General features: G+C 42.0%; 15 protein-coding genes. 11 read left to right on the top strand and 4 right to left on the bottom strand.

What is annotated here, in order from left to right:
* Positions 1 to 37 precede the first annotated feature (37 nt).
* The 3 genes from C900_RS17775 to C900_RS17765 all read left to right on the top strand — a co-directional run bounded on the left by C900_RS17775 (position 38) and on the right by C900_RS17765 (position 2974).
* Positions 38 to 1288, top strand: a complete 1251-nt coding sequence (locus tag C900_RS17775) for an efflux RND transporter periplasmic adaptor subunit (RefSeq protein ID WP_009581510.1) — start codon at positions 38 to 40, stop codon at positions 1286 to 1288.
* Between the two features lie 43 nt (positions 1289 to 1331).
* Positions 1332 to 2021, top strand: coding sequence for an ABC transporter ATP-binding protein (locus tag C900_RS17770; protein WP_009581509.1), 690 nt, complete (start codon positions 1332 to 1334; stop codon positions 2019 to 2021).
* 302 nt (positions 2022 to 2323) lie between these two features.
* Positions 2324 to 2974, top strand: a complete 651-nt coding sequence (locus C900_RS17765) for a porin family protein (RefSeq protein ID WP_009581508.1) — start codon at positions 2324 to 2326, stop codon at positions 2972 to 2974.
* A 143-nt stretch (positions 2975 to 3117) separates the two neighbouring features.
* On the opposite strand, the gene C900_RS17760 is transcribed toward C900_RS17765, so the two are convergent.
* Positions 3118 to 4488 carry a sigma-54-dependent transcriptional regulator gene (locus C900_RS17760; protein WP_009581507.1) on the bottom strand — a complete coding sequence of 457 codons (1371 nt, stop codon included), beginning with the start codon at positions 4486 to 4488 and terminating at the stop codon, positions 3118 to 3120.
* A 419-nt stretch (positions 4489 to 4907) separates the two neighbouring features.
* Here C900_RS17760 and C900_RS17755 point away from each other — a divergent pair, with 419 nt between their 5' ends.
* The 4 genes from C900_RS17755 to C900_RS17740 all read left to right on the top strand — a co-directional run bounded on the left by C900_RS17755 (position 4908) and on the right by C900_RS17740 (position 14993).
* The gene (locus C900_RS17755; protein WP_009581506.1) at positions 4908 to 7337 is read left to right on the top strand and encodes an ABC transporter permease; all 2430 of its coding nucleotides are present in this window, start codon (positions 4908 to 4910) and stop codon (positions 7335 to 7337) included.
* 139 nt (positions 7338 to 7476) lie between these two features.
* A complete protein-coding gene (locus C900_RS17750) occupies positions 7477 to 9921 on the top strand; it encodes an ABC transporter permease (RefSeq protein WP_009581505.1) in 2445 nt (814 codons plus the stop codon).
* Positions 9922 to 10128: 207 nt separating this feature from the next.
* Positions 10129 to 12519: an FtsX-like permease family protein gene (locus tag C900_RS17745; RefSeq protein WP_009581504.1), complete on the top strand. Its 2391-nt coding sequence runs from the start codon at positions 10129 to 10131 to the stop codon at positions 12517 to 12519.
* A gap of 101 nt (positions 12520 to 12620) precedes the next feature.
* Positions 12621 to 14993, top strand: coding sequence for an ABC transporter permease (locus C900_RS17740; protein ID WP_009581503.1), 2373 nt, complete (start codon positions 12621 to 12623; stop codon positions 14991 to 14993).
* Between the two features lie 34 nt (positions 14994 to 15027).
* Here C900_RS17740 and C900_RS17735 read toward each other — a convergent pair whose 3' ends face one another.
* The 3 genes from C900_RS17735 to C900_RS17725 all read right to left on the bottom strand — a co-directional run bounded on the left by C900_RS17735 (position 15028) and on the right by C900_RS17725 (position 18082).
* Positions 15028 to 16269, bottom strand: coding sequence for a serine hydrolase domain-containing protein (locus C900_RS17735; RefSeq protein ID WP_040497034.1), 1242 nt, complete (start codon positions 16267 to 16269; stop codon positions 15028 to 15030).
* A gap of 97 nt (positions 16270 to 16366) precedes the next feature.
* Positions 16367 to 17245 (bottom strand): cysteine synthase CysM, encoded by an 879-nt coding sequence (gene cysM / locus C900_RS17730; RefSeq protein ID WP_009581500.1) that lies wholly within the window; start codon positions 17243 to 17245, stop codon positions 16367 to 16369.
* A gap of 9 nt (positions 17246 to 17254) precedes the next feature.
* Positions 17255 to 18082, bottom strand: a complete 828-nt coding sequence (locus tag C900_RS17725) for a serine O-acetyltransferase (RefSeq protein WP_009581499.1) — start codon at positions 18080 to 18082, stop codon at positions 17255 to 17257.
* Between the two features lie 363 nt (positions 18083 to 18445).
* On the opposite strand from C900_RS17725, the gene C900_RS17720 reads away from it, so the two are divergent.
* From C900_RS17720 to rpsA, 4 genes are all read left to right on the top strand, one after another.
* Complete coding sequence (locus C900_RS17720) at positions 18446 to 19138, top strand: ABC transporter ATP-binding protein (protein WP_009581498.1); 693 nt, start codon at positions 18446 to 18448, stop codon at positions 19136 to 19138.
* 207 nt (positions 19139 to 19345) lie between these two features.
* Positions 19346 to 20701: a TolC family protein gene (locus tag C900_RS17715; RefSeq protein ID WP_009581497.1), complete on the top strand. Its 1356-nt coding sequence runs from the start codon at positions 19346 to 19348 to the stop codon at positions 20699 to 20701.
* A 17-nt stretch (positions 20702 to 20718) separates the two neighbouring features.
* Positions 20719 to 21084, top strand: coding sequence for a hypothetical protein (locus C900_RS17710; protein ID WP_009581496.1), 366 nt, complete (start codon positions 20719 to 20721; stop codon positions 21082 to 21084).
* A gap of 317 nt (positions 21085 to 21401) precedes the next feature.
* Complete coding sequence (gene rpsA, locus C900_RS17705; RefSeq protein ID WP_009581495.1) at positions 21402 to 23531, top strand: 30S ribosomal protein S1; 2130 nt, start codon at positions 21402 to 21404, stop codon at positions 23529 to 23531.
* Positions 23532 to 23535: the final 4 nt, after the last annotated feature.

The raw sequence follows: 23535 nt of genomic DNA, 5'->3' as shown, positions 1-23535 counted from the left end.
AATTGAACACAACAATAGATTCTAATAGAGATTCTGAATGGACCGAAAAATTAAAAAGAAGAAATGGACCGTCAAGCGCATAGGTACTATACTTGTAGCGGCCGCAATACTCGGGTTTATCGTATACCTTCTGTTTTTTGCTGATCGCAGATCACGATTAAACGTTGAAAAAGAAAAACTCACAATAGCTACAGTAAAGCGAGGCGTCTTCCAGGAGTTTATACCTCAAACAGGTACTGTAGAGCCGAGCGTCACTTTTTACCTTGATGCTATAGAAGGTGGTACCATTAAAAAAGTGCATGCCGAAAGTGGAGCAATGTTGAAGAGTGGCGATGTAATTGTTGAGCTGTCGAATCTAAACAGAGAGTTGAGTGTATTAAGCCAGGAGGCCAGCTTAAACGAAAGCATTAACCGCTTGCGTCAAACCAGACTGCAACTGGAACAAAACGATCTGCAACAACAGCAAACCCTTGCGCTTATCCAAAATCAGTTGGAGAAGCTTGAGCCTCAGTATAATCGACAAAAAATGTTGTTTGAGAAGAAGCTTATCTCAAAACAGGAGTTTGAGCAAACGGAAGCTGACTACCAGTATAATCTAAAACGAAAGGACATCACTTATGCCAGCTATAAAAATGACTCAATATCCAGGGTGAGGCAGCTAGGGCAGTTAAATACTTCGGAAAGAAGAATGACGCAAAGTCTCGAAGGTGTGGGGCAGATACTTGACAACCTGATCATTAAATCTCCAATTGAAGGGCAGTTGTCTACACCGCCTTTGTTTGAAGGACAGGCTGTAAATCCTGGTCAGCGACTAGGGCAGGTGGATAAAGTGGGTAGCTATAAAGTACGTGTACCCATTGACGAGTTGTACTTGCCAAGGATATCAAAGGGACTTAAAGCAACAACCACTTTTGCAGGTAAAGAATATCAACTAAAAATAACTTATATTTATCCTACTATCACCAATGGACGGTTTGAGGTAGATATGGAATTTGATGGTGAACAGCCCGAAGGAATAAGAAGAGGGCAGTCTTTGCGCCTTAGAATTGAATTAGGGCAATCATCTGAGGAGTTGCTGCTTCCGGTTGGCGGGTTCTATAAAGATACAGGCGGTAACTGGGTGTTTGTGGTCAGTGGTGAAGGTTCTAAGGCCGAAAAGCGTAGTATAAGGCTGGGACGTAAGAATACTGAACATTTCGAAGTGTTGGAAGGATTGGAACCTGGTGACAGGGTGATCACCTCCAGCTACGACAACTTCGGAGATAATGAAGTACTGGTATTGCAATAAAAATATAACGTCAAAAACTCAATAACTTTAAAACACTATACCCATGATAAAGATCAAAAATTTACAAAAGGTGTATACTACTGATGAGGTAGAAACTACCGCATTGAACAGTATCAACATTGAAATCAAAGAAGGCGAATTCGTAGCCATAATGGGGCCTTCAGGATGTGGTAAGTCTACTTTACTTAACATTTTAGGGCTTTTGGACAATCCTTCCGATGGTGAGTATTATTTCGGAGAGCATGAAGTATCTCACTACTCCGAGCGTCAAAGAGCTCAACTTAGAAAGGGTTCAATAGGCTTCGTATTCCAGAGCTTTAACCTGATAGACGAGCTTACAGTATTTGAGAACGTAGAGCTTCCGCTTTTATATTTAAAAGTGCCTTCTGCGGAAAGAAAGCAACGAGTAGAAGAGGTATTGGAGAGAATGAATATCATGCACAGAAGAAATCACTTTCCTCAGCAGCTTTCCGGTGGTCAGCAGCAAAGGGTGGCTATTGCCCGTGCCATTGTGGCTAAACCAAAGGTGATACTTGCAGATGAGCCTACCGGTAACCTGGATTCGGCAAACGGTGAAGAAGTGATGAAGCTTCTGGCCGAGCTGAATGAGGAGGGAACAACAATCATCATGGTAACGCACTCACCTTATGATGCGAATTATGCTCATCGGATCATCAATTTGTTTGATGGTAAAGTGGTGACTGAGAATATCAAGGAGCAGTTTCATATTTAAAAGCTCATTTCTCCTTGTAAAAGCTGGACAATCACGGAAGTCAACCGGATTGTCCTTTTTTTTAGTGCAGTATTTCCGGTGAAATATTTACATATATTGTGTAACCTGATAAACACCTCCGCGATTCTCTGAGCTCTTGGGGGTTGGCTTGGGAGTAGCTCGCACTACATCTATCTTACTTACGGTCAGCGACTATGTCGCAAATTAACTTTCTATTGCTGATTTTATGTCTTTTTAGAGTCTCTGGCACCTTGTTAGAGCCTCTTAATACACATTATTTGTTGAATTAAATCAAAATGGACATGAGAAAAGTAGTATTATTTTTATTGACAGTTACGCTGGCCGTACCGTTATTTGGCCAGCAGGAAGGTGTGGAGCAGGATGTAGAACAAACTGTGGAGTATGTAAAGGAAAATGTGAACTTTGGTCTAAGAGCAGGGTTAAATTTTTCTTCTTTTGTAGATGACGAGGTGCTGAATGCAGACCGCCTTGCGGGGGTACATCTTGGGTTTTACGGACGTTATAACTTTAGTAACAGAGTTGCCGCCAAGGCCGAGTTGATATATAGTATGCAAGGTGCAAGAGCGGATGAATTTTCTGTGTTTGACAGTTACGCAGTTAATCTTAATTATTTGAAGATACCCGTATTGGGAGAGCTTACCTTTGGTGACGCAGTTACAGTAGAGCTTGGGCCTTATATTGCGTTTTTGTTAGATTCCCGTCAAAGTTTTAAAGGACTCTCACCATCTGACAACCCATTGGATGTATCTGAAGATGATACCAATTCTGTAGACTTGGGTATAGCGGCAGGTCTTGCATACAAGATGTCAGATACTTTTAGCATAGGTGCACGTTATAACCACGGATTTATAGATGCTCTGGGGAGTAATTTTTTCGGGAGAGCATCGGGCCAGAATTCAGTAATTCAAATTTCAGGTTTCTACGCATTCTAAGTAGTGTCTATAAGAAAACTCTCAGTGGCTTTAAGAAAACGTTAAGGTCAAGGCTTGTGAAGTGCCAAAAAGCGGAACGTACTGAGGTACGTGAGCATTTTTGGAACGAGCATAACTCAGATAATGGCGTTTTCTTAAAGACACTAGATTCCATGCTTATTCATTCTTCTGTAAAGAGCTGTACGGGTCAAACCAAGCGTCTTGGCAGTAGCGGTTATGTTACCATTGTGCTCCTCCAACGACTGAAGAATGAAATCACGCTCCATTTCATCTAAGGTTTTCGGCTGGGTTAATGGTCGGTGTGTGGTGGCGGTTGGGCTGATGAAGGATTCAATAGAATTGATAGTATCTTCCTCACTAAGGATTACAGCTCTCTCCACAGCATGCTGCAGTTCGCGAATGTTTCCAGGCCAATGATAGTTTTTTAGCTTCTCTAAAATTTGTTCATTTACCTTTAAGCGATGTTTTTGATATTTTTTGGCATAAACCCTGAGAAAATGTTCAACTAACAGAGGAATATCATCTATCCTTTCTTTGAGGGATGGCATTCTAATCTCCACGGTGTTGATCCTGTAAAGCAGGTCTTGCCGGAATTTCTGTTCATACACCATATCGTAAAGCGGCATATTAGTGGCACAGACCAGCCGAAAGTCAATTTCCATTTCCTTATTTGAACCCACCCTTCTTACTCTTCGGCTTTGAAGAGCTGTAAGTAATTTTGCTTGCAATGGAAGAGATAAATTGCCGATCTCATCTAAAAATATGGTGCCTTCGTGTGCCAGCTCGAAACGACCCGGTTTATCTTGCCGGGCATCTGTGAAAGCCCCTTTTACGTGTCCAAATAGTTCACTTTCAAAAAGTGTTTCGCTTATGGCACCAAGGTCTACATTGATAAATACCTCTTCATTGCGCAGGGAGCGCTGATGAATGGCGCGGGCTACCAATTCTTTTCCGGTTCCATTCTCCCCTAAGATCAATACATCCGCATCGGTTTTAGCCACTTTGTTGATCAGGTCTTTTACCCGTTGTATAGCTGGGGACTTGCCGATGAAATCTTCAAAGCTATGGCTGGCATCGCGGCCCAACGTATGCTGAGCTTCCTTCAGACGCACTACTTCCTTTTTAGACTTTCGAAGCTGTAATGCAGACAAGATAGTGCCCAACAGCTTTTGATTTTTCCATGGCTTGAGCACAAAATCAGTGGCCCCCTGCTTCATAGCCTGTACCGCCAGATCCACTTCACCATAAGCCGTAATGAGTATAACAATGGCCTGTGCATCGATCTTCAATATTTCTCCGAGCCAATGAAAACCTTCTTCGCCATCATTCATTCCCTTTTTGAAGTTCATATCGAGCAGAATGACATCATAATCCTTGATCTCAAAATATCCGGGGATCTTTGCCGGGTCTTCTTCAATATCTACGGATGAAAATTCCTGCTTTAAAAACATTCTTGCAGTTTCCAGGACATCCCTATCGTCATCTATTATAAGTATATTGGCTGGTGTTTTCATATATTTAGTATTTTGATAATAGTATTGAGACCAAAGAATTTATTTAAATAGTGTCTATAAGAAAACTCTTGTCGTCATCGCGCCTGTCGCGGGCTTGCCACGGGGAGGAATCGAAGCGATCCCCTCTTGATGCACGCCAAAAGAAGAGGAGATTGCCGCACTTCGTTACCAATGACGATACATTGCGAGTTTTCTTAGAAGCACTAACTCTGGTTCGTATTGCCGCTGTTCTACTCAATGCTATTAAATACTTGATATTCAAACATACGAAACTGTATCAAAATTAAACGTGTAGTTGTATCGAAAATGATACAGTCTATTTTATTTAAACTGCTTTAAACTTAAAAAAGGTTGATTTCATGCTCTGGCACCGAGTTTGGCAATAACTACATCAAACTACACGAGATAGGAATATAGCAATGATTAAGAACTATTTTAGAATTACACTTAGGAACCTGGTCAAGAGCAAATGGTTTACATTCATCAATATTATAGGGTTAACCATTGGCATTGCCGCGAGTCTTATAGTTTTTGTTTACATCAGCCAGGAGCTGAGCTTTGATGAATTTCACAAAGACGCTGACCGCATCTATCGCGTTACTAAATCCTCAGAAAGGGATTCCGGTATGGAATATGATCGTGCAGTGCCCTATCCCATGATTGGAGCATTGAGGGAAGATTTCTCTCAGTTTGAAGCCGCTACTTTATATCACAGTGATGATCGTCCGTTAGCCGTAATAGATGGTGAAAAATTCATAGTCGATCATGCACTATTTGTTGATTCCGGTTTTTTTGATGTATTCAGTTTTAAGTTGATCTCAGGTAATGCAAAAAAGGTGTTAGGTCAGCCTAATTATGCCTTTTTGACTGAATCGCTTGCGCAGAAACTTTTTGGCCGAAAGGACCCTGTTGGTAAGAAAATCAGATTGCGCAACAAATTGGATGTGGAGGTTGCCGGTTTGATGGAGGATGTGCCTGCGAACAGCCACCTTAGGTTTGACATGGTGGTATCATATCCGTCTTTGTCGATGGACTACATTGGACTGAATATCGCTGACCTTAACACCTGGGAAATGACCATGGAAGGTTATGCTTATGTAAAGCTGAGGCCAGATGCCAACATGAGTGATGTGGATGAGCAATTTGAAGCCTTGGTCAATAAGCACTACGAAAATAATGACCTGGTGAAGCGAAGGTTTGTGTTGCAACCCCTGCTGGATATACACTTTAATCAAACCTTGGGAAGTCCTACTTCTATCAATCCCACCTCGCTATGGACGCTGGGCATCATTGGCGTTTTTATCCTGTTGATTGCCTGTGTCAATTTTATAAACCTGTCTACTGCTTTATCGATAAAAAGATCCAAAGAGGTGGGCGTAAGAAAGACTTTGGGAGCGAGGCGTTTCCAGCTTATTCGCCAGTATTTAATGGATACGTTCGTTGTTGCCTTCATCTCCGGGTTGTTGGCTACAGGCATTTCGGAGCGGCTGATCCCTGTTTTTAATCAATATTTTGATATGGAGCTGGAAGTTAATGTTTTTCAAAACATACAGGTGCTGCTGTTTATACTTCTTGTCGTAATAGTTGTCACTCTTCTGTCGGGCTTGTACCCAGCATTGGTATTGTCTTCTTATAACCCGGTCAAAGCACTTAAAAATTCTATTCATGCGCCCGGAAAGGGTTCACTTTTCCTTCGCAAAGGGCTAATTGTTGTTCAGTTTTTTATTTCACAGGTGCTGATCATTGCCACTGTAGTTATCGCAAGTCAAATGGATTATTTCACTACCAAATCGCTGGGATTTGATAAAGATGCTGTCATAAATGTGGATATATCTAAAAACGATGAAGCTACATTGGACAGGGTGAGGGATCGACTGATCGTGAATCCGCACGTTAAAAATGTATCTTTTGCGTTGGCGGCACCTATTGGCAATGATGGCTTTGATACCCACTACAAGTTAGCATCCAATACGCAAGAAAATGGCTACCGTGTACAAATAAAGCCCGCAGATTACTACTACCTTGAAACATATGGTCTGAAATTAAAGTATGGGGAATGGCTTACCCCAGGAGAGGAAAAATCGGCGCGAAACCTCTTCCAAAAGGACAAGGATGTGAATGTTTCTTATATATTGAATGAAACAGCCGTAAAAACTCTTGGTTTCAGCGATCCTCAAGAAGCTGTTGGAGTGGATATCACCACTGGTGTGGGTGGATACGTTGGTCCAATAAAGGGTGTGATTGAAGACTATCATTTGGATTCATTTCATGAGGAAATTATGCCGGCTATTATTATGCACGTTCCCATCCTTTACTACAACACAGGTATAAAAATTTCCGCTTCAAACCCTCAGGCTGCTATAAGTCATGTACGGACAGTATTTGAAGAGATGTTTCCTGATGAGATTTTCGAGTATAGGTTTCTTGACGATGAGATACAGGAGCTATATACCCAGGAACAGCATACTTTTACCTTGTTTAGAATATTTTCAGGTATTTCAATATTTATATCCTCCCTCGGGTTGTTGGGCATGATCTCTTTTCTGGTAAATCAGAAGACAAAAGAGGTGGGTATTCGTAAGGTGTTAGGTGCCGGTATTTTAAATATAGTTTCTCTGTTCTCCAGGGAGTTTATAATACTGGTCTTAATTGCATTTGCGCTCGCTGCTCCGGTAGCATGGTATTCCATGAGCCGGTGGCTGGCAGATTTTGCTTACCGCATAGACTTACAAGCGTGGTTTTTAGTTGTAGGAGTTGTTATTTCTGCTGTAATAACATTTGCTACCATTGGTTATCAGTCATTAAAAGCCGCAGTAGCTAATCCTGTGGAGGCTTTGAGGGATGAGTAGTTGGGAAAATCAGAAATTGGAGATTAGAAGCCGTAGCTAGCGGAGGTACACGAGAGGTGTCGGGCGGGATGCTTGTATGGGTACATCTGAAATTGGAGAAACAGAAATTAAAAATAAACAAGAATAAAATCGAGGAGCAATGATCAGGAATTATATTAAAATAGCGGTTAGAAATTTTATCAAAGACAGGTTCTACTCTCTTATCAATGTATTAGGGTTAGCCCTGGGCATAGCCTCCAGCCTGATTATTATTCTCTATGTAGTACATCAATTGAGCTACGATAACTTTCACCCAAACCTTGAGAACAAGTATCGAGTGAATCAAACCAATATTTGGAACCCCGATGGAGGAATTATGAGTTCATCAGTATTACCCCTCGCACATGTGTTGGTTAACGAGTACCCGGAGGTGCACTCGGCTACAAGGGTCAACACCCCAGGCGGGAAAATAATGCGTTATATACAAAATGGCACTACCGAAAAGATATTTAACGAAAGAGAGGTGTTGGCCGCTGATTCTAACTTTTTTGACTTTTTTGGTTTCAAATTGGCAAAGGGCAATCCTCATACTGCGTTGATAGGGATGAATAAAGTGGTGATTTCGGATGCAGCAGCCAGGAAATATTTTGGCGAAGGGAATGCCATTGGAAAGACACTCTACATGGGCGATGAAAGAGTGCCATTGGAAGTAACCGGAGTTACCGCGCCACATCCACCTAACAGCCACTTTAAATTTGACTTTTTATTGTCTATGTATACCAATCCTAATAATAAGGAAAAGGAGTGGAGTTGGATATGGACTCAGGTGGTCACTTATGCTGAACTTAAGCCGGGTACGGACCCTAAGGCTTTGGAAGTGAAGTTCAGAGACATTGCAGAAAATCATGTGGTCCCAACGCTGAAACGCTTTCATATCGAGTATGATGAATTCATGTCGGGCAAAGGCGACTGGAGCTTTTATCTGCAGCCCCTTAAAGATATTAACCTGTATTCAGGTGAAATTGGTAACAGGTTGGGGGCTGTCGGGGATATTAACTATGTGTACATTTTCTTGTGCGTTGCTGTTTTTGTACTCACACTTGCCGGTATCAACTTTATGAATTTGTCAACTGCAAGAGCATCCGCACGGGCTAAGGAAATTGGGGTCAGGAAAGTAATGGGCTCTCAGCGTCAGCAACTGATCAGGCAATTTTTAGCAGAATCGGTGATGGTCTGTTTTATTGCTACAATTATTGGCTTTGGCTTGATGGAATTGATCAGAATTTCACTGGAACAATTTTTAAGCCTTAAGCTTCCTGTATCTTTTTGGTCCGGGCCAATACTGCTGGCATTGCTAATGCTGTTGCCGGTACTCTTAGGTTGTTTAGCAGGTATCTACCCGGCATTGGTACTTACTTCTTTTAAACCCGTTAACGTGTTGAAAGGCAAACTAAGCACTGGAGCCGGGCGATCCTGGTTCAGAAATTCGCTGGTTGTGGTGCAGTTCAGCATTTCCATAGCACTGATCATATGTACGTTTATCGTCTACCAGCAGCTCAACTACTTCAGTCAGAAAAACCTCGGCTTTGACCGGGAAAATATTATAGTGATCAACAATGCCGAAAAGATGGGAGATCAGTTGGAGTCTTTTAGGAATGAGCTGGCTGCACGCAGAGGGGTGATAGAGGCATCTCTGGCCATGGATATGATCGGCAGAGGTACCTTTGAAGATGTCTTTTCCAACGAAAGTGGAGACATCAGGCTACCAATTGCCCAGCTTAAGGTTGATAATCATTTCTTCAATACTGTAGGACTGGAACTGGTGACTGGGAGATCATTTTTAGAAGACAGGCCGTCAGATGTTAACGCAGTGATCATCAATGAAACAGCCATGAGACTTTATGGGTGGGATTATGATAATGCAATAGGAAAGAAGATCATCTATATGGGTGATGATATAGGTCCGGTAGAGGTAATCGGGGTGGCAAGGGATTTTAACTTTCAATCGTTAAGATTTAGTGTTAACCCATTTATCTTCTTTCATATCAAATCTGCTATGTGGGGAAGCAATAGGGTGGTGGCTATCAAAACTACCGGCAATGATATTGCGGATATCCTGGCCTTTACCGAGGCAAAGTGGAGGGAATATGCACTGGATAACCCCTTTGAATACTCTTTTCTCAATGAAGAACTTCAGAACCGGTATCAGTCTGAGCAACGACTGGGGAGCCTGTTTTCAGTCTTTTCCGGTTTTGCGCTCTTCATTGCCTGTATTGGTCTTTTTGGTCTGGCGGCATACACCATTAGCCAACGCAACAAAGAGATTGGCATAAGAAAAGTACTGGGTGCTACCGTAGGGCAACTGGTGGTAATGCTAAACGGTAATTTTTTAAAGCTTGTATTGGTATCATGCGCCATAGCGCTGCCAATGGCCTGGTATGCCATGAAACATTGGCTGGAGCAATTTGCTAACAAGATCGAAATCGGATGGGAAGTCTTTGTGATTACCAGTGTCCTCGCTTTGGTTATCGCCTGGCTGACCGTCAGCTATCAATCTGTTAAAGCAGCGCTGCTGAACCCTGCTCAAACCCTAAAAGATGAGTAAATCTGAAACCGTAACGCAGCGGAGGTTCACGAGTGGTGTAGGGCATGAATGCGCATATGAGTAAATCTGAAATAACCGACAAACTGAAAACTGAGAACTGAAAACTGAAAACTGAAAACTGAGAACTGAGAACTGAGAACTGAGAACTGAGAACTGAGAACTGAGAACTGAAAAACTGAGAACAGAGAACTGAGAACTGTATAAACTATGCTTATAAATTATCTAAAAACAACACTAAGAAACCTGTTGAGAAATAAGACCAACTCTTTTATCAATATATTTGGTCTATCGCTGGGTATCACCTGTAGTTTGGTACTTTTCCTGCTGGTTACCTTCTTACTGAGCTATGACCAGTATCACGACAATTACGAGCGTATATACCGCATCGTTAATGCTTCCAATGACCAGCACGGCAACCGTGTTTTCGGAAATGGAGTGCCTCCCCCCATGCCCGATGCTGTCAGGGCGGATATACCAGGTATTGATAAGCTGGTTTTTATTTCAAATAAATATGGAAACAACCTGATAGGTGTTGAAAGTAAAGAGCTCAACGAATGGGAATATTTTGAGGAAGATGAAGGTGTGGCGTATACAGAATCCAATTATTTTGGAATATTCACCCGGCCTTTGCTGCAGGGAAATTTTTCAGCGTTAGATGAGCCAAATAAAGTGATTCTGTCTGAAAAGCTGGCCTGGAAATATTTTGGTGATGTGAATGTTATGGGCCGGGATATCACGCTGGACAAGAAAGAAACACTTCAGGTTGCAGGTATTATGGAAGACGTTCCCAGAAACAGTGATTTCCCCTTTGAAATGCTGATCTCATACGCAACGATCAAAAATGCCTATGAAAAACACGGTTGGGGCAGTGTGAGCAGTGATGATCAGATCTATTTATTACTGGAAGGATCAACCTCTGTGGAGCATGTGAATAATAACTTGCAGGCCTTTAAGGAAAAGCAATACCCTGATGACAACAATGAGCTTACGTATTTTTTGCAGCCTCTTAAAGACCTTCATTTTGATAAACGCTTCAACAACTACCGATACTCAACCGTTAGTCATGGCAACATCTTGACAATGGCGTTAGTGGCCTTTTTTATTATCGCAACAGCATGTATCAATTTTATCAATATATCTACAGCAGTTGCTGTCAAGCGGTCCAAAGAGGTAGGGGTTCGTAAGGTATTGGGCAGTAGCAGAGGTCAGCTCATTAAACAATTCCTGGGGGAGACCTTCCTTATAGTGGTGTTGGCCATAGTAGTTTCGCTTGGTTTAGCCGAACTGTTGCTTATCTATTTGAATCCTTTTCTTGAGATCGATATGGCTATTAAATGGTTGAATGATGGTAAAATAGAGCTATTCCTGCTTTCCACATTGATTATAGTTACTATAATGGCGGGATTGTATCCATCGATAGTGATGGCTAAATTAAAGCCTGCCGTGATCATCAAAAATAAATGGGCGAATATGAAAACTTCCGGTTTGTCGCTTAGGAAAATGCTCGTGGCTTTTCAGTTTATTATTACGCCATTTTTCATCATTGGCACGCTCGTATTGATAGCGCAAATGAAGTTTTTGCGGGAATCGGATATGGGATTTAAAACAGATGCCATAATAGTTATGAAGGTTCCGGATAGCGAAGTTTTGAAGAAAAAAGCTTTAAAAAGCAGCATTGAAAGGCTATCCGGAGTTCGAAATGTAAGTCTTGCCAGTACCACTCCACTCTCCGGATCGATATCCGTTACTGATATTGAGCTGGATAATGACGAGAAAGAGTATTATATGGACGTAAAGTGGGCGGATGAGAACTACCTCGATATGTATGATATCGGACTCATCGCAGGGGAAGGGCTTCACGCGGTGGACACCATGAATAGAGTAGTTGTAAATGAAGAATTTTTAAAATTAGCGGGAATTTCCGATCCACAGGAGGCCATCGGAAGAATGGTTCACATTTGGCACACCGATGTGCCTATTACAGGAGTTGTGCAGAATTTCTATTCCAGGAATATGCGGGTGAAGCTTGAACCGTTGATGTTAGTAAATGGATTAGGCAAAGCCAGAACAATATCAGTCAAACTTACCGGTCAAAACCTTCATCAGCAGTTGGAAGACATCAAAAAGGAGTGGCATCAGGTGTATCCTGAGTATGCATTTGATTATAAGTTTGCAGACGATGTAGTGGCATCTATGTATGATTCAGAAGAAGAAATGGCAACTGTATTTACTTTCTTTTCATGTATCGCTATACTCATCGGGTGTCTCGGGCTTTTCGGACTCGTATCCTTCACCACTAATCAAAAAGTAAAGGAAATAGGCATCAGGAAAGCTCTTGGAGCTTCCGTGCAGAATATTTTATCGCTGGTGTCAAGAGATTTTATAACACCTGTAATGATAGGCTTTATCATCGCTGCTCCATTGGGGTGGTATCTGATGGACCTTTGGCTGCAAAATTATCAATACAAGATAAACCTTGGGGCAGGAATATTCCTGATAGCATTGGCTGCAACTTTCACCATTGCTATTGTTACCACAGGGTACAAATCATTAAAGGCGGCTTCTGCTAACCCCGTGGATAGTTTAAGGGATGAATGAGAATGGGTAAATATAACTGTAAAAACCTGAAAACAAGTCAACCAGGCACCAGAGACAAGAAACCAGAGACAAGAAACCAGAGACAAGAAACCAGTAAAGTCATGTTAAAAAATTATATCAAAATAGCTCTTCGAAATATCCTCAGGGATAAATACCATGCCGGTATCAATATTTTTGGGTTGGGCATAGGTATGGCTTGTGCCATGCTGGTTATCCTCTATGTCCACCGCGAGCTGAGCTATGATAAGCATTTTTCCGAACACGATAAGATATATAGGATTAGCACAAAATTCTTCGGTATTGGTGATTTTGCAGGAGGATCGCGGGTTTTGGCTTCCAGCCTCAGGGAGCAATCATGGGTAAAACATGCCACAAAGGTAACTCCCATGGGGCCTTCAGTGATCAAATGCGAAGACATAAAAGTACGTGTCAACCGGGTCTCCATGGTTGATTCCAGCTTCTTCCAAATATTTGACTACCCTTTCGTGGAGGGTGCGTCATCGGTTATGATGACTAAGCCAAATACGATTGTTATTAATAGAGATTTGGCGGATAAGCTGTTTGGCGACCAACCTGCTGTCGGTAAACTGATCACTTTTGACGGGCAACAGATTCAGTATGAAATAACGGGCGTGTTCGATGATTCGGAGATGTTAACTCATCTGAAAAGCGACATCTATATGGCAAACAATGATGTTGATTACTCGAACCCCTGGTGGAATATTGGTCCTATGACTTACATAAAGGTTAATGGAGCTGTTTCAAAGCGGGAGATAGAGCAACAAATGAAGGATTTCGTGAAAAGCACCATTTTCCCGGAAGTTGTATTCAATGCTGATGTGCAGTTTGAGGATTGGTATCCCTCCGAATCAGGTTATAGATTCTATGTCTTTCCGCTGGCTGATATTTATTTCGATGCCAAGCTTAAGTTTGAACCTTTCACGGGAGGTGATTTTACCAATATTATTATTTTTTCCGTAACTGGCTTTCTGATAGTCGCGATAGCAGGTTTTAATTTTATCAACCTTTCTACGGCACAGGCCATTCGAAGAGCAACAGAAGTCGGTATACGCAAAACCCTGGGCTCCGGGAAGTGGCAGTTGATAAGTCAGTTTATGATGGAATCAATGGTTATCATCTTGCTGGCTATAATTTTTGCCATGGGATTAACGGAGCTTCTCATCATTCTGTCTAATAGTTTTGTTGGTACCAGCCTCGATATTGGTATTTTTACCAATTTAAATGGGCTGATGCTGCTTCTAACCTTTGCATTGATAGTTGGTGTTTTATCCGCGGCCTATCCTTCATTTTACCTCAGTCGATTCTCACCTTCCAGGGTAATGCAGGTAACCCATGCTTCAGGTCGCCCAGGGTTTTTGAGGAATATATTGGTCGTTTTACAGTTTGCCACTAGTATTGCGCTTATCATTGGTTCGTTAGTAATTTACCAACAACTTGACTTTGTAAAAAACAAAGATTTGGGTTTTGACCAGGAGAACAGCATCATTATCAAAAACCTTCATGCCATCCCTGCGCAGGAAGAGCTAAGAAAGGAGGTGCTAAATATAAGCGGGGTTGTGGCTGCCAGTATTACCGATCGTACACCCGGAGATCAGGGCAGTAATGTTTTTTCCCTGGTGGAAGATGGAAAACATCTGAATTTTGAACATATGTCAGGCGATGCTGATCTTGTGCCGATCTTAGAGCTGATGGTTGTAAAAGGAAGGAATTTTGACAGGGAAAGGAAAGCAGACACTGCAGCCGTTATTCTTAACCAACAGGCAGTAGAATTGCTTGGCTTAACTGACCCTGTGGGCCAGATATTTGATGATCGCTTCGAAATCATAGGAGTGGTCAGCGATTTTCATTTTAAATCGATAAGAGATAAGATAAGCCCACTGCTGCTGTTTAACCGCAATAATATGCACCCTGATGAGAATACACTGTTGGTAAAAACAGAAAAGAATGTAGAAGTACAAAGTCTTCTGAAAAATATTGAAAGCTTATGGCATAAGCGTAATTCTGAAGCCGGGTTTGAGTACGCTTTTCTTGATCAGAATTATGAAAAAATGCTCGAAAAAGATAAGAGATTGGCTAAGGCCATGGGTTTACTCACTTGTGTGGCAATTATTCTATCCCTGCTGGGGCTGACAGGTCTTTGTTCATACACGGTAGAACGGAAAACCAAGGAAATAGGTATTAGAAAAGTGCTGGGAGCAAGCTGGCAAAATATTGTCACACTATTGAGCAGGCAGTTTGTTAGGCTTGTATTGATTGCTTTTATACTTTCAGTGCCCGTAGCATGGTACTTTGCTGATATGTGGCTGGCTGATTTTGCTTATCATATTGAGCTTCAGGTATGGGTCTTCATTGCAGGGGCGGTACTTGCAATCATTCCCACGTGGTTATTGATCAGCTTGCAATCTGTTAATGCTGCAAAAGCAAATCCTGTCGACAGCCTGCGGAACGAGTGATATAGGTAAGCCAAAAACTACAACCGGGAAGCAATTAATTCATCACAACCAGATCGGTACCGTTAAAGTTTTTTTTCTGCTCAAAGTATTCGTTGTACATAGTAAAGAACTGCGTAAGAACGAGGTTGGAGAATTTGCTGGGAGCATTAGTGAGTACGCAGATGCCGATCTTTTTGTCCCTGTCAAAAGCTATTCCGCTCTTATACCCATTGGCATATCCACCATGGTAGATGATAGTGTCTTCCGGATATTCTATAATTCTCCAGCCCATGCCATAGTATCCGCTTCTGGGCTTGTACAACTGGCTGAAGTACGGATTTTTTACTCTCATGCTTATAACTGGCTCAAATACCTGGTCAAGCACTTCATGTGGAACAACTTCAGGGCGATAGCCCAGCATAGCCCGAAGCCATTGCGCCATATCACTTATACTGGAATTAATACCTCCTGCAGCAGCCACATTGTAGTAGCTGGACTTAATGGTGGCAGGAACGAAGGCTCCTCTGCGGTAACCATGCGGCATAGCCACATTAACCCCATTGATCATAGAGTCATAGCTTATTGTGGTATGTGACATACCCAAAGGCGTAAATATCTGATCGGTCATCAACTCAGTGAAGGGCCTGTCATAAATTGATTCTAAAATTGGCTCTATTAAGCTATAGGCTACATTTTGGTAGCTATGTATATCTCCGGGATGGCGGGATAATTTTAGGGTAAGCAATCTGGAAATTATTGCATCCCGGGGCAGCTCGTCCTCAACTAATGTGCTATAAGCCTGATACTGAAAGCCACAGGTGTGGGAAAGAATATTTCTAATCGTAATATCCTTCATTTTACCTTGAACGGGGTATTTCAGGTAATGGATCATATTATCGTCCCAACATAAAAGGCTGTCTCTGGCAACCAAACCAGCCAACACAGCGGAGAAGCCCTTGGATACCGAGGCAATTCGAAAGCGTGTGTCTATATCTACGGAGTCTTTACCTCCGGCTGACTTTACACCAAAAGCTTTTTGGTAGATAACAGTTCCATCCTTTACAATGGCCAATGAGGCTCCGGGAGTGTTTGTTTTTATAAAAGCACCCTCCAAATAGGCTTCAAAGAGCGTTAGAAAAGCTTTGTCATCATTTGTAGGCTGGTATTGAGCCGGTTTTATTATTTCAGGCTCCCCAAAAGGCTTTCTAGCAGTATTACTACTAGATGAACTGAATATCAGTATAAAACTTATGCCGAAAAAAAACAGCAGAATAGAAAATATATACCTCTTCTTCAAATCCTAATTCCTTTTGACGGTACAAAGATATTGCTTTAATATGCACTAAAGCAATTTATTCTCTATATAAGAGCAATCAAGGTAAAAATGTTCACCATTATGCAAATAAATCTGAGCTAAGATATCTGTCTCCACGGTCGCAAACGATGAATACGATCACGCCATTTTTAAGCTCATTGGCAATTGTGAGGGCCGCGGCCAAAGCGCCCCCGCTACTCATACCTGCCAAAATACCCTCTTCGGTGGCCAATCTGCGGGTCATTACCGTTGCCTCGGCCTCACTTACATCTACTGTTCTGTCCACACGTTTAGGCTCAAAAATTTTCGGTAAAAATTCGGGCGACCACCTTCTGATACCTGGTATACTGGAGCCCTCCGTAGGTTGTGTGCCCACAATTTGTATATTAGAATTTTGTTCTTTTAAGTACCTGGAAACACCCATAATAGTGCCTGTAGTACCCATGGCGGACACAAAATGTGTTACTTTCCCCTGGGTATCTTTCCATATTTCGGGGCCGGTGGTGGCATAATGCATGCGGTAGTTATCCTCATTAGCAAACTGATTGAGCATAAAATAACCTTCTTCATCCGCCATTTTTTCAGCCAGCTCCCTGGAGTATTCTATTGTTTTATCTGCAGGAGTAAGTATTACTTCAGCTCCATACGCTTTCATGGCCTTTACCCGCTCAGGGGTTGAGTTGTCAGGCATAATTAAAGTCATGTGTACCCCCATAAACCTGGCGATCATGGCCAGCGCTATTCCGGTATTACCGCTGGTAGCTTCCACCAACCTGTCTCCTTTTGAAATATTTCCACGCTCCAACGCGCTTTTTATCATATTATACGCAGCTCTGTCCTTTACACTACCGCCAGGATTCTGCCCTTCAAGCTTTGCATATATAGTTACCCCTTTTGAAACAGGTATTCTGCTGATCTTTACCAAAGGAGTATTCCCAATTAAATCGAAAATGGTCATAAAGTGTATTTATTTCAAAATTATTAAATCAGTTGTGTCGTCTTTGCTATTGTGCATATGTGCCTGGTAATATACCTTGGAGTATGCAGGTACACTTCTGGTAAGCCAAACATTGCCGCCAATAATGGAATTATGGCCGATAATCGTCTCTCCTCCTAGTATGGTTGCCCCGGAATATATGACCACGTTGTCCTCTATCGTAGGGTGTCTTTGTCTTTCGGCATCTCTCTTACTCACGCTGAGGGCTCCAAGTGTTACTCCCTGGTATATTTTAACCCGATCACCTATTATGGTGGTTTCGCCAATAACGATACCAGTGCCGTGGTCTATGCAAAAATACTCACCAATGGTAGCTTTTGGGTGTATGTCAATGCCGGTTTTGCTGTGTGCATGTTCGGTGATCAGGCGAGGTACGGTACTTACCCCTAAACGAGCAAGCAGATGAGCCACCCGGTACGCTGCTATGGCATAAAAGCCGGGATATGCCCTCACTACTTCTTCACGGCTGCGTGCGGCAGGGTCTCCCTCATAAGTGGCATCGATATCTTTCTGTAGTCGGTCATATACCTCTGGCATCTTATCAAAAAAAGTATCTATGATCTTTTGGGGATCATTACTTCCTTTAACCAGATTGCTATACAAAATGGATTCCATGTCTTTTCGAAGAACGATAACGCGTTCTTCGAGTTCCGTCAGTGAATGCACAGGTTTACTGGCGAAATTGGGAAAAAGCACTCCAAGAAGATCCGAAAAGAAACGCTTAATATCAGCAGAAGAGGGACAACGGGTACATTCCTGATGGACTTTGTAAATCTGTTGTATAAATGAGTTATCCATTTTATTTGTAATTGGTGCTTGTAAGAAAACTCTAAGTGGCTTTAAGAAAACGTTCCCGCTAAAGAGTGGGATGAAGTCCCAAAAACGGAGTCCCCTACAGTTGTCGGGAAGAGCATTTTTGGAGCAAGCGTATTGCAGACATTGGCGTTTTCTTAGAGACCTAATTACTATTTCTCCAACGACTAACCTGATTGAAAGTTGTCGTTATTATTTGTTAACTGTCCGGTATCAGACACTCTATTCCATAAGCGGACAGATGTTATTGGTTAAATTAAAGAAAAGTGCATAAATTCACCCTATTAAGGGTATTTTTTTAGTTGGCATATTTATTGGCAAAAGGAAAACTGTAAAGAAAAAACTGTTATGATCAAACTTAGGGAAGTCGACAAGTACGTAGATTCGCGGTTTCAGCGGACATTTATTTTAAAGGGGATAGATCTGGATGTGGAGCAGGGTGAATTTGTAACTATTATGGGCCCCAGTGGGGCGGGTAAATCCTCCATCATGAACATTATTGGGATGTTGGATGAGCCGTCACAGGGTGAATATTATTTCTTTGATGAGCCGGTGCATAAAATGAAGGAACGCAAAAAGTCTGAGATGCACAAACACTACATCGGCTTTATATTTCAGGCGTACCACTTGATCGATGAGCTTACTGTATATGAAAACATTGAGACTCCCTTGCTTTATAAAGGTGTAAAAGGTTCGCAAAGAAAGAGTATGGTCGCTGAAATGCTGGATCGCTTTCAGATGGTAGCCAAAAAAGATCTTTTCCCTGAACAGCTTTCAGGCGGACAGCAACAATTAGTAGGTGTAGCCAGGGCTATAATCGGTCAGCCAAAGTTACTACTCGCGGATGAGCCTACCGGTAATCTCCACTCTGAGCAGGGAGATGAGATCATGCAAATATTCAAAAAACTCAATCAGGAAGGTATGACTATCATTCAGGTCACCCACTCTGAAGCAAATGCTGCGTATGGTAGCAGAACTATCAGATTGGTAGATGGTGCAATCGTATCGGACACAAAACAGGAAAAAATCGCGTCAAACTGAGAAGTACTTAAGATATAGGCATAAAGCTATGCCATATCAAACCCGATAGCTGTGATCAGGGCAGGTAGAAGATAAATATCGGACGTTGGCAGAAGCAATAGGTAAAATAAATAATGGTGAGTCTTGAGTTCTTTTAAAAAAAAAAGAAAAAGTAGCAAGGTGGTACCAAAGTCTCAATACTCATATCTCAATACTAAATTAATACTCATGATAAATAGGATAAGTTTAACAACAACACTTATTGTATTACTCTGCTCAGCAGCTTTTGGGCAGGAAGGAACTACTATAGATTCTCCTCTTACTTTTAAGGAGGCTGTAAAGCTGGCCTTGGAAAATAATATTTCATTAAAGCAGCAACAAAATCAACTGAGCAGTGCCAGTATGTCAAAGACCTCTAATCTATTGCAGATGGGGCCGTCATTATCCATTACCGGAAACACCGGCAGAAATGATGGAAATTCTTTCAACCAACAAGAAGGTAGGGTGGTAAACGGTTTGTTGGATTTTACCAATGCAACCTTCAGGGCATCAATGCCTCTTTTTCAGGGGTTTAATCAATTAAATAGTTATAAAGCTTCGAAGTATAGATTTGAGGCGCAGATAGAAACGGTAGAGAGAACCAAGGAGGATATTATCCAACTGGTGACTACGCGGTATTTACAATGTCTTTTAGATACTGAACTGGTTAAAATTGCTGAACGTAACATGGAGACTCAACAGACGCAGTTACAGCAGATCAATTTGCATGTAGAAGCAGGCAGTAGGGCTGCGGTGGATGCTACTAATCAGGAGTACCAGTTGAAAAATGCCGAATTGAATTTATTAAGAGCCAAAAACGCTCTTAGAAATGATAAAGCGCAACTCGCTCAAACCCTTCAGCTCGATCCGTTAATTAACTTTAACATTGAGGAGCCGGCCTGGAATGTTAATGAGGTAAATGCAAATGTCTCCTCGGATGAACTATATGCAATTGCGGTGGAAAACAGATCTGATCTTGCAGGAGCGAAACATAATGAGTCTTCTATGGAATTCAACTATAGGGCTATGAAGGGTAACTATTATCCCTCCATAAGCGCATTCTTTAATTATGGATCGGCTTACAACTACATTCATGGTGGTACAAATCGAAATTTCGAGCAGCAGTTTCTGGAGGATAACGTGCAAAAGACTTACGGAATAAGCTTCACTATACCGATTTTCAACGGATTGTTAACACGCTCTAATGTGGTGCAATCCAAAGTGACTTATGAAAATGCTGCTCTTGATGTCGAAAACCTTGAATTACAGGTAAAGTCTCAGGTTTTGCTGGCTTATCAAAACTTGCAGGATGCGGTTACCACATATCAAGTGGCACAAACTCAGTTGGAAGCAGCAGAACTTTCCTTTGAGCTTGGAAGGGAAAGGTATGAATTGGGCATATCTAACCTGGTGGAATACACGCAAGCCAACCAGGACCTGGTACAGGCTCAAACGGACTTTGCAAGAGCCAAATACACATTGATGTTCCAGGAACTTTTGTTAGATTACTCCACGGGAACACTGTCTTTTGAGGACCTGAAATAGTTTCCCCAAGCGTTTAAATGAAAATTTCATCCTGGATCGCGCGTATTGTAGCCGCTGTAATTCTTCTTCAAACCCTTTATTTTAAGTTTACAGGGGCGGCTGAAAGCGTTTATATCTTTACGACTATTGGCATGGAGCCGTGGGGAAGAATAGGATCAGGAGTTGCAGAATTGGTGGCGGCTGTATTGCTGCTTGTACCTGCTACCGCCTGGCTGGGTGCCCTGCTTGCGCTGGGAAATAATGACAGGGGCCGTCTTTTTGCACCTGACCGCTTTGGGTGTAGAGGAGTATGGAAGATGGCGGGCTGTTATTTAGTGTCTGCAAGAAAACTCTTGCCGTCATCGCGCCTGCCACGGGGAGGAATCGAAGCGATCCCCTCTTAATGCACGGGATTGCCGCACTTCGTTCGCCATAACGATGAGTTGTGAGTTTTCTTACAGACACTATTATACTTGCGCTTGTTGTTATTCTTTGTTCCGTGAAAAGATATTCCCTTCATCAACAATAATTAACCAATGATTCAGGTTGCGCTTTCCTGCTCGCTTTTGTGCTGATCGGTATTAGCTTACAATAATATTTTTTCTTAACTTTGCGCTCCCGTTCGGGTGAACGGGCATGTATTGTTTTTGTCAGTACATGATCAACAACCAAATTTGCTGCCTGATTGCTCTGGGGTAGCATGTATAAAAGAGCAGAAATAATGGCAAAAGAAAAAAATACTGCAGCAGAAGAAAACGTAGACTCTGCAAAAAACGAAGCAACTGAAACTACAGAACAGGCTGCTAAAGAAGAAAAGGCCGAAGCCGCTGCTGAAGAAAAAGAAGAGGTGAAAGCTGAAGAAAAACCCAAAAAAGCTGCCGCTAAAAAAGAGGAAGCTAAGACTGAAGAGTTTGATTGGGAGGCTTTCGAGACCAAAGGTTTTGGCGAAGGCTACAGCAAAAAGAAGAGAGATGAGATGGCCTCAATGTATGAAGATACATTGACAACTATCGAGGAGAAAGAAGTAGTTGAAGGTACCGTTGTAGGTATCAACGATCGCGATGTTATACTTAACATCGGATTTAAATCTGACGGTTTAGTATCTGCTACTGAATTCAGAGATCTTCCAAACCTGAAAGTAGGTGACAGAGTAGAAGTTTTCATCGAAGAGCAGGAGAACGCTAACGGTCAGTTGGTACTTTCCAGAAGAAAGGCGAAGATCGTTCAGGCCTGGGATAATATCACTAAATCTTACGAAAACGATTCTGTTATCGAAGGTTTTGTAAAGAGAAGAACTAAAGGTGGTCTGATCGTTGATATATATGGTGTTGAAGCTTTCTTGCCAGGTTCACAAATTGATGTGAAGCCTATCAGAGATTTCGATGTGTTCGTTGATAAGGCAATGGAAGTGAAAGTAGTGAAAATCAACTATACTAACGACAACGTAGTTGTTTCTCACAAAGTATTGATCGAGAAAGATCTTGAAGAACAAAAAGCTGAGATCCTCAATAACCTTGAGAAAGGTCAGGTACTTGAAGGTACTATTAAGAACATGACCAACTTTGGTGTGTTCATTGACCTGGGAGGTGTTGACGGATTGCTTCACATCACAGACATTTCATGGGGTAGGATCAATCACCCTGAAGAGGTATTAAGCCTTGACGAAACCGTGAAAGTAGTTGTTCTTGATTTTGATGAAGATAAGAAACGTATTTCTTTGGGTATGAAGCAGCTTACTGCTCATCCCTGGGATTCTCTTCCTAAAGACCTTGATGTTGGGTCAAAAGTTAAAGGTAAGATCGTTAACGTGGCTGATTACGGTGCATTCCTGGAGATCCAGCCTGGCGTTGAAGGCCTGATCCACGTATCTGAAATGTCATGGTCACAGCACTTGAGAAACCCTCAGGACTTCATCAACATTGGTGATGAGTTAGAGGCAGTAGTGTTGACATTGGACAGAGATGACAGAAAAATGTCGTTGGGCATTAAGCAACTGACTGAAGATCCATGGACTAAGCAGGATGTACTTACAAAATATGCTGTAGGTACCAAGCACAAAGGTGTAGTTAGAAACCTGACTAACTTTGGCTTGTTCATCGAGCTTGAAGAAGGTATCGATGGCCTGGTTCACGTTTCAGATCTTTCATGGACTAAGAAGATCAAGCATCCTTCCGAGTTTGTTAAAGTTGGGGATGAGCTTGAAGTAGTAGTTCTTGAGCTCGATGTTGAAAACAGGAGACTGGCATTAAGCCACAAGCACCTTGAAGAGAACCCTTGGGATACTTTCGAGACAGTATTTACTCCGGGGTCAGTTCACAAGTGTACTGTTATCAACCAAAATGAAAAAGGAGCCACTCTTGAGTTACCGTATGGTATCGAAGGGTTCTGCTCTATTAAGAACCTGACAAAAGAAGACGGTTCTAAAGCAGAAAATGGTGAGACTTTAGATTTTAAAGTTCAGGAATTCTCTAAAGATGATAAGAGAATAATTCTTTCGCACCGTGCGGTTTACTCTAAAACAGAAGAGAAACCAAAAGCAGCGGCAGGAGCTCCCAAGAAGAAAGCCAAGGGTAGCGCTGTTAACAAAATCAATAGCGATACTGAAAAGTCAACCTTGGGTGATCTTGAGGCGCTAAGCGCCCTTAAAGATAAAATGGAGGGTAATACCCCTGAAGAAGGTGTGAAAGAAGAGAAAAAGAGTAAGAAAGATGATTCTCAGAAGTCTAAAGCTGAGAAAGTAGAAGAAGAGTTGCCGGAAGGTAAAACTTCAACTGCTAAAGCTGAGGAAGGCAAAGCTAAAGCTGATAAGGCTAAAGCAGAGAAGGAAGAAGGCAAAGACGAAGAGAAATAATTAT

The sequence above is a fragment of the Fulvivirga imtechensis AK7 genome, assembly GCF_000331535.1.
Lineage (GTDB): Bacteria > Bacteroidota > Bacteroidia > Cytophagales > Cyclobacteriaceae > Fulvivirga > Fulvivirga imtechensis.
This window is presented reverse-complemented; position numbering and strand designations above follow the sequence as displayed.

Coding starts and splice junctions, on each gene's coding strand:
- C900_RS17775 (WP_009581510.1), top strand. CDS start 38: ATGGACCGAAAAATTAAAAAGAAGAAATGGACCGTCAAGCGCATAGGT.
- C900_RS17770 (WP_009581509.1), top strand. CDS start 1,332: ATGATAAAGATCAAAAATTTACAAAAGGTGTATACTACTGATGAGGTA.
- C900_RS17765 (WP_009581508.1), top strand. CDS start 2,324: ATGAGAAAAGTAGTATTATTTTTATTGACAGTTACGCTGGCCGTACCG.
- C900_RS17760 (WP_009581507.1), bottom strand. CDS start 4,488: ATGAAAACACCAGCCAATATACTTATAATAGATGACGATAGGGATGTC.
- C900_RS17755 (WP_009581506.1), top strand. CDS start 4,908: ATGATTAAGAACTATTTTAGAATTACACTTAGGAACCTGGTCAAGAGC.
- C900_RS17750 (WP_009581505.1), top strand. CDS start 7,477: ATGATCAGGAATTATATTAAAATAGCGGTTAGAAATTTTATCAAAGAC.
- C900_RS17745 (WP_009581504.1), top strand. CDS start 10,129: ATGCTTATAAATTATCTAAAAACAACACTAAGAAACCTGTTGAGAAAT.
- C900_RS17740 (WP_009581503.1), top strand. CDS start 12,621: ATGTTAAAAAATTATATCAAAATAGCTCTTCGAAATATCCTCAGGGAT.
- cysM (WP_009581500.1), bottom strand. CDS start 17,245: ATGACCATTTTCGATTTAATTGGGAATACTCCTTTGGTAAAGATCAGC.
- C900_RS17725 (WP_009581499.1), bottom strand. CDS start 18,082: ATGGATAACTCATTTATACAACAGATTTACAAAGTCCATCAGGAATGT.
- C900_RS17720 (WP_009581498.1), top strand. CDS start 18,446: ATGATCAAACTTAGGGAAGTCGACAAGTACGTAGATTCGCGGTTTCAG.
- C900_RS17715 (WP_009581497.1), top strand. CDS start 19,346: ATGATAAATAGGATAAGTTTAACAACAACACTTATTGTATTACTCTGC.
- C900_RS17710 (WP_009581496.1), top strand. CDS start 20,719: ATGAAAATTTCATCCTGGATCGCGCGTATTGTAGCCGCTGTAATTCTT.
- rpsA (WP_009581495.1), top strand. CDS start 21,402: ATGGCAAAAGAAAAAAATACTGCAGCAGAAGAAAACGTAGACTCTGCA.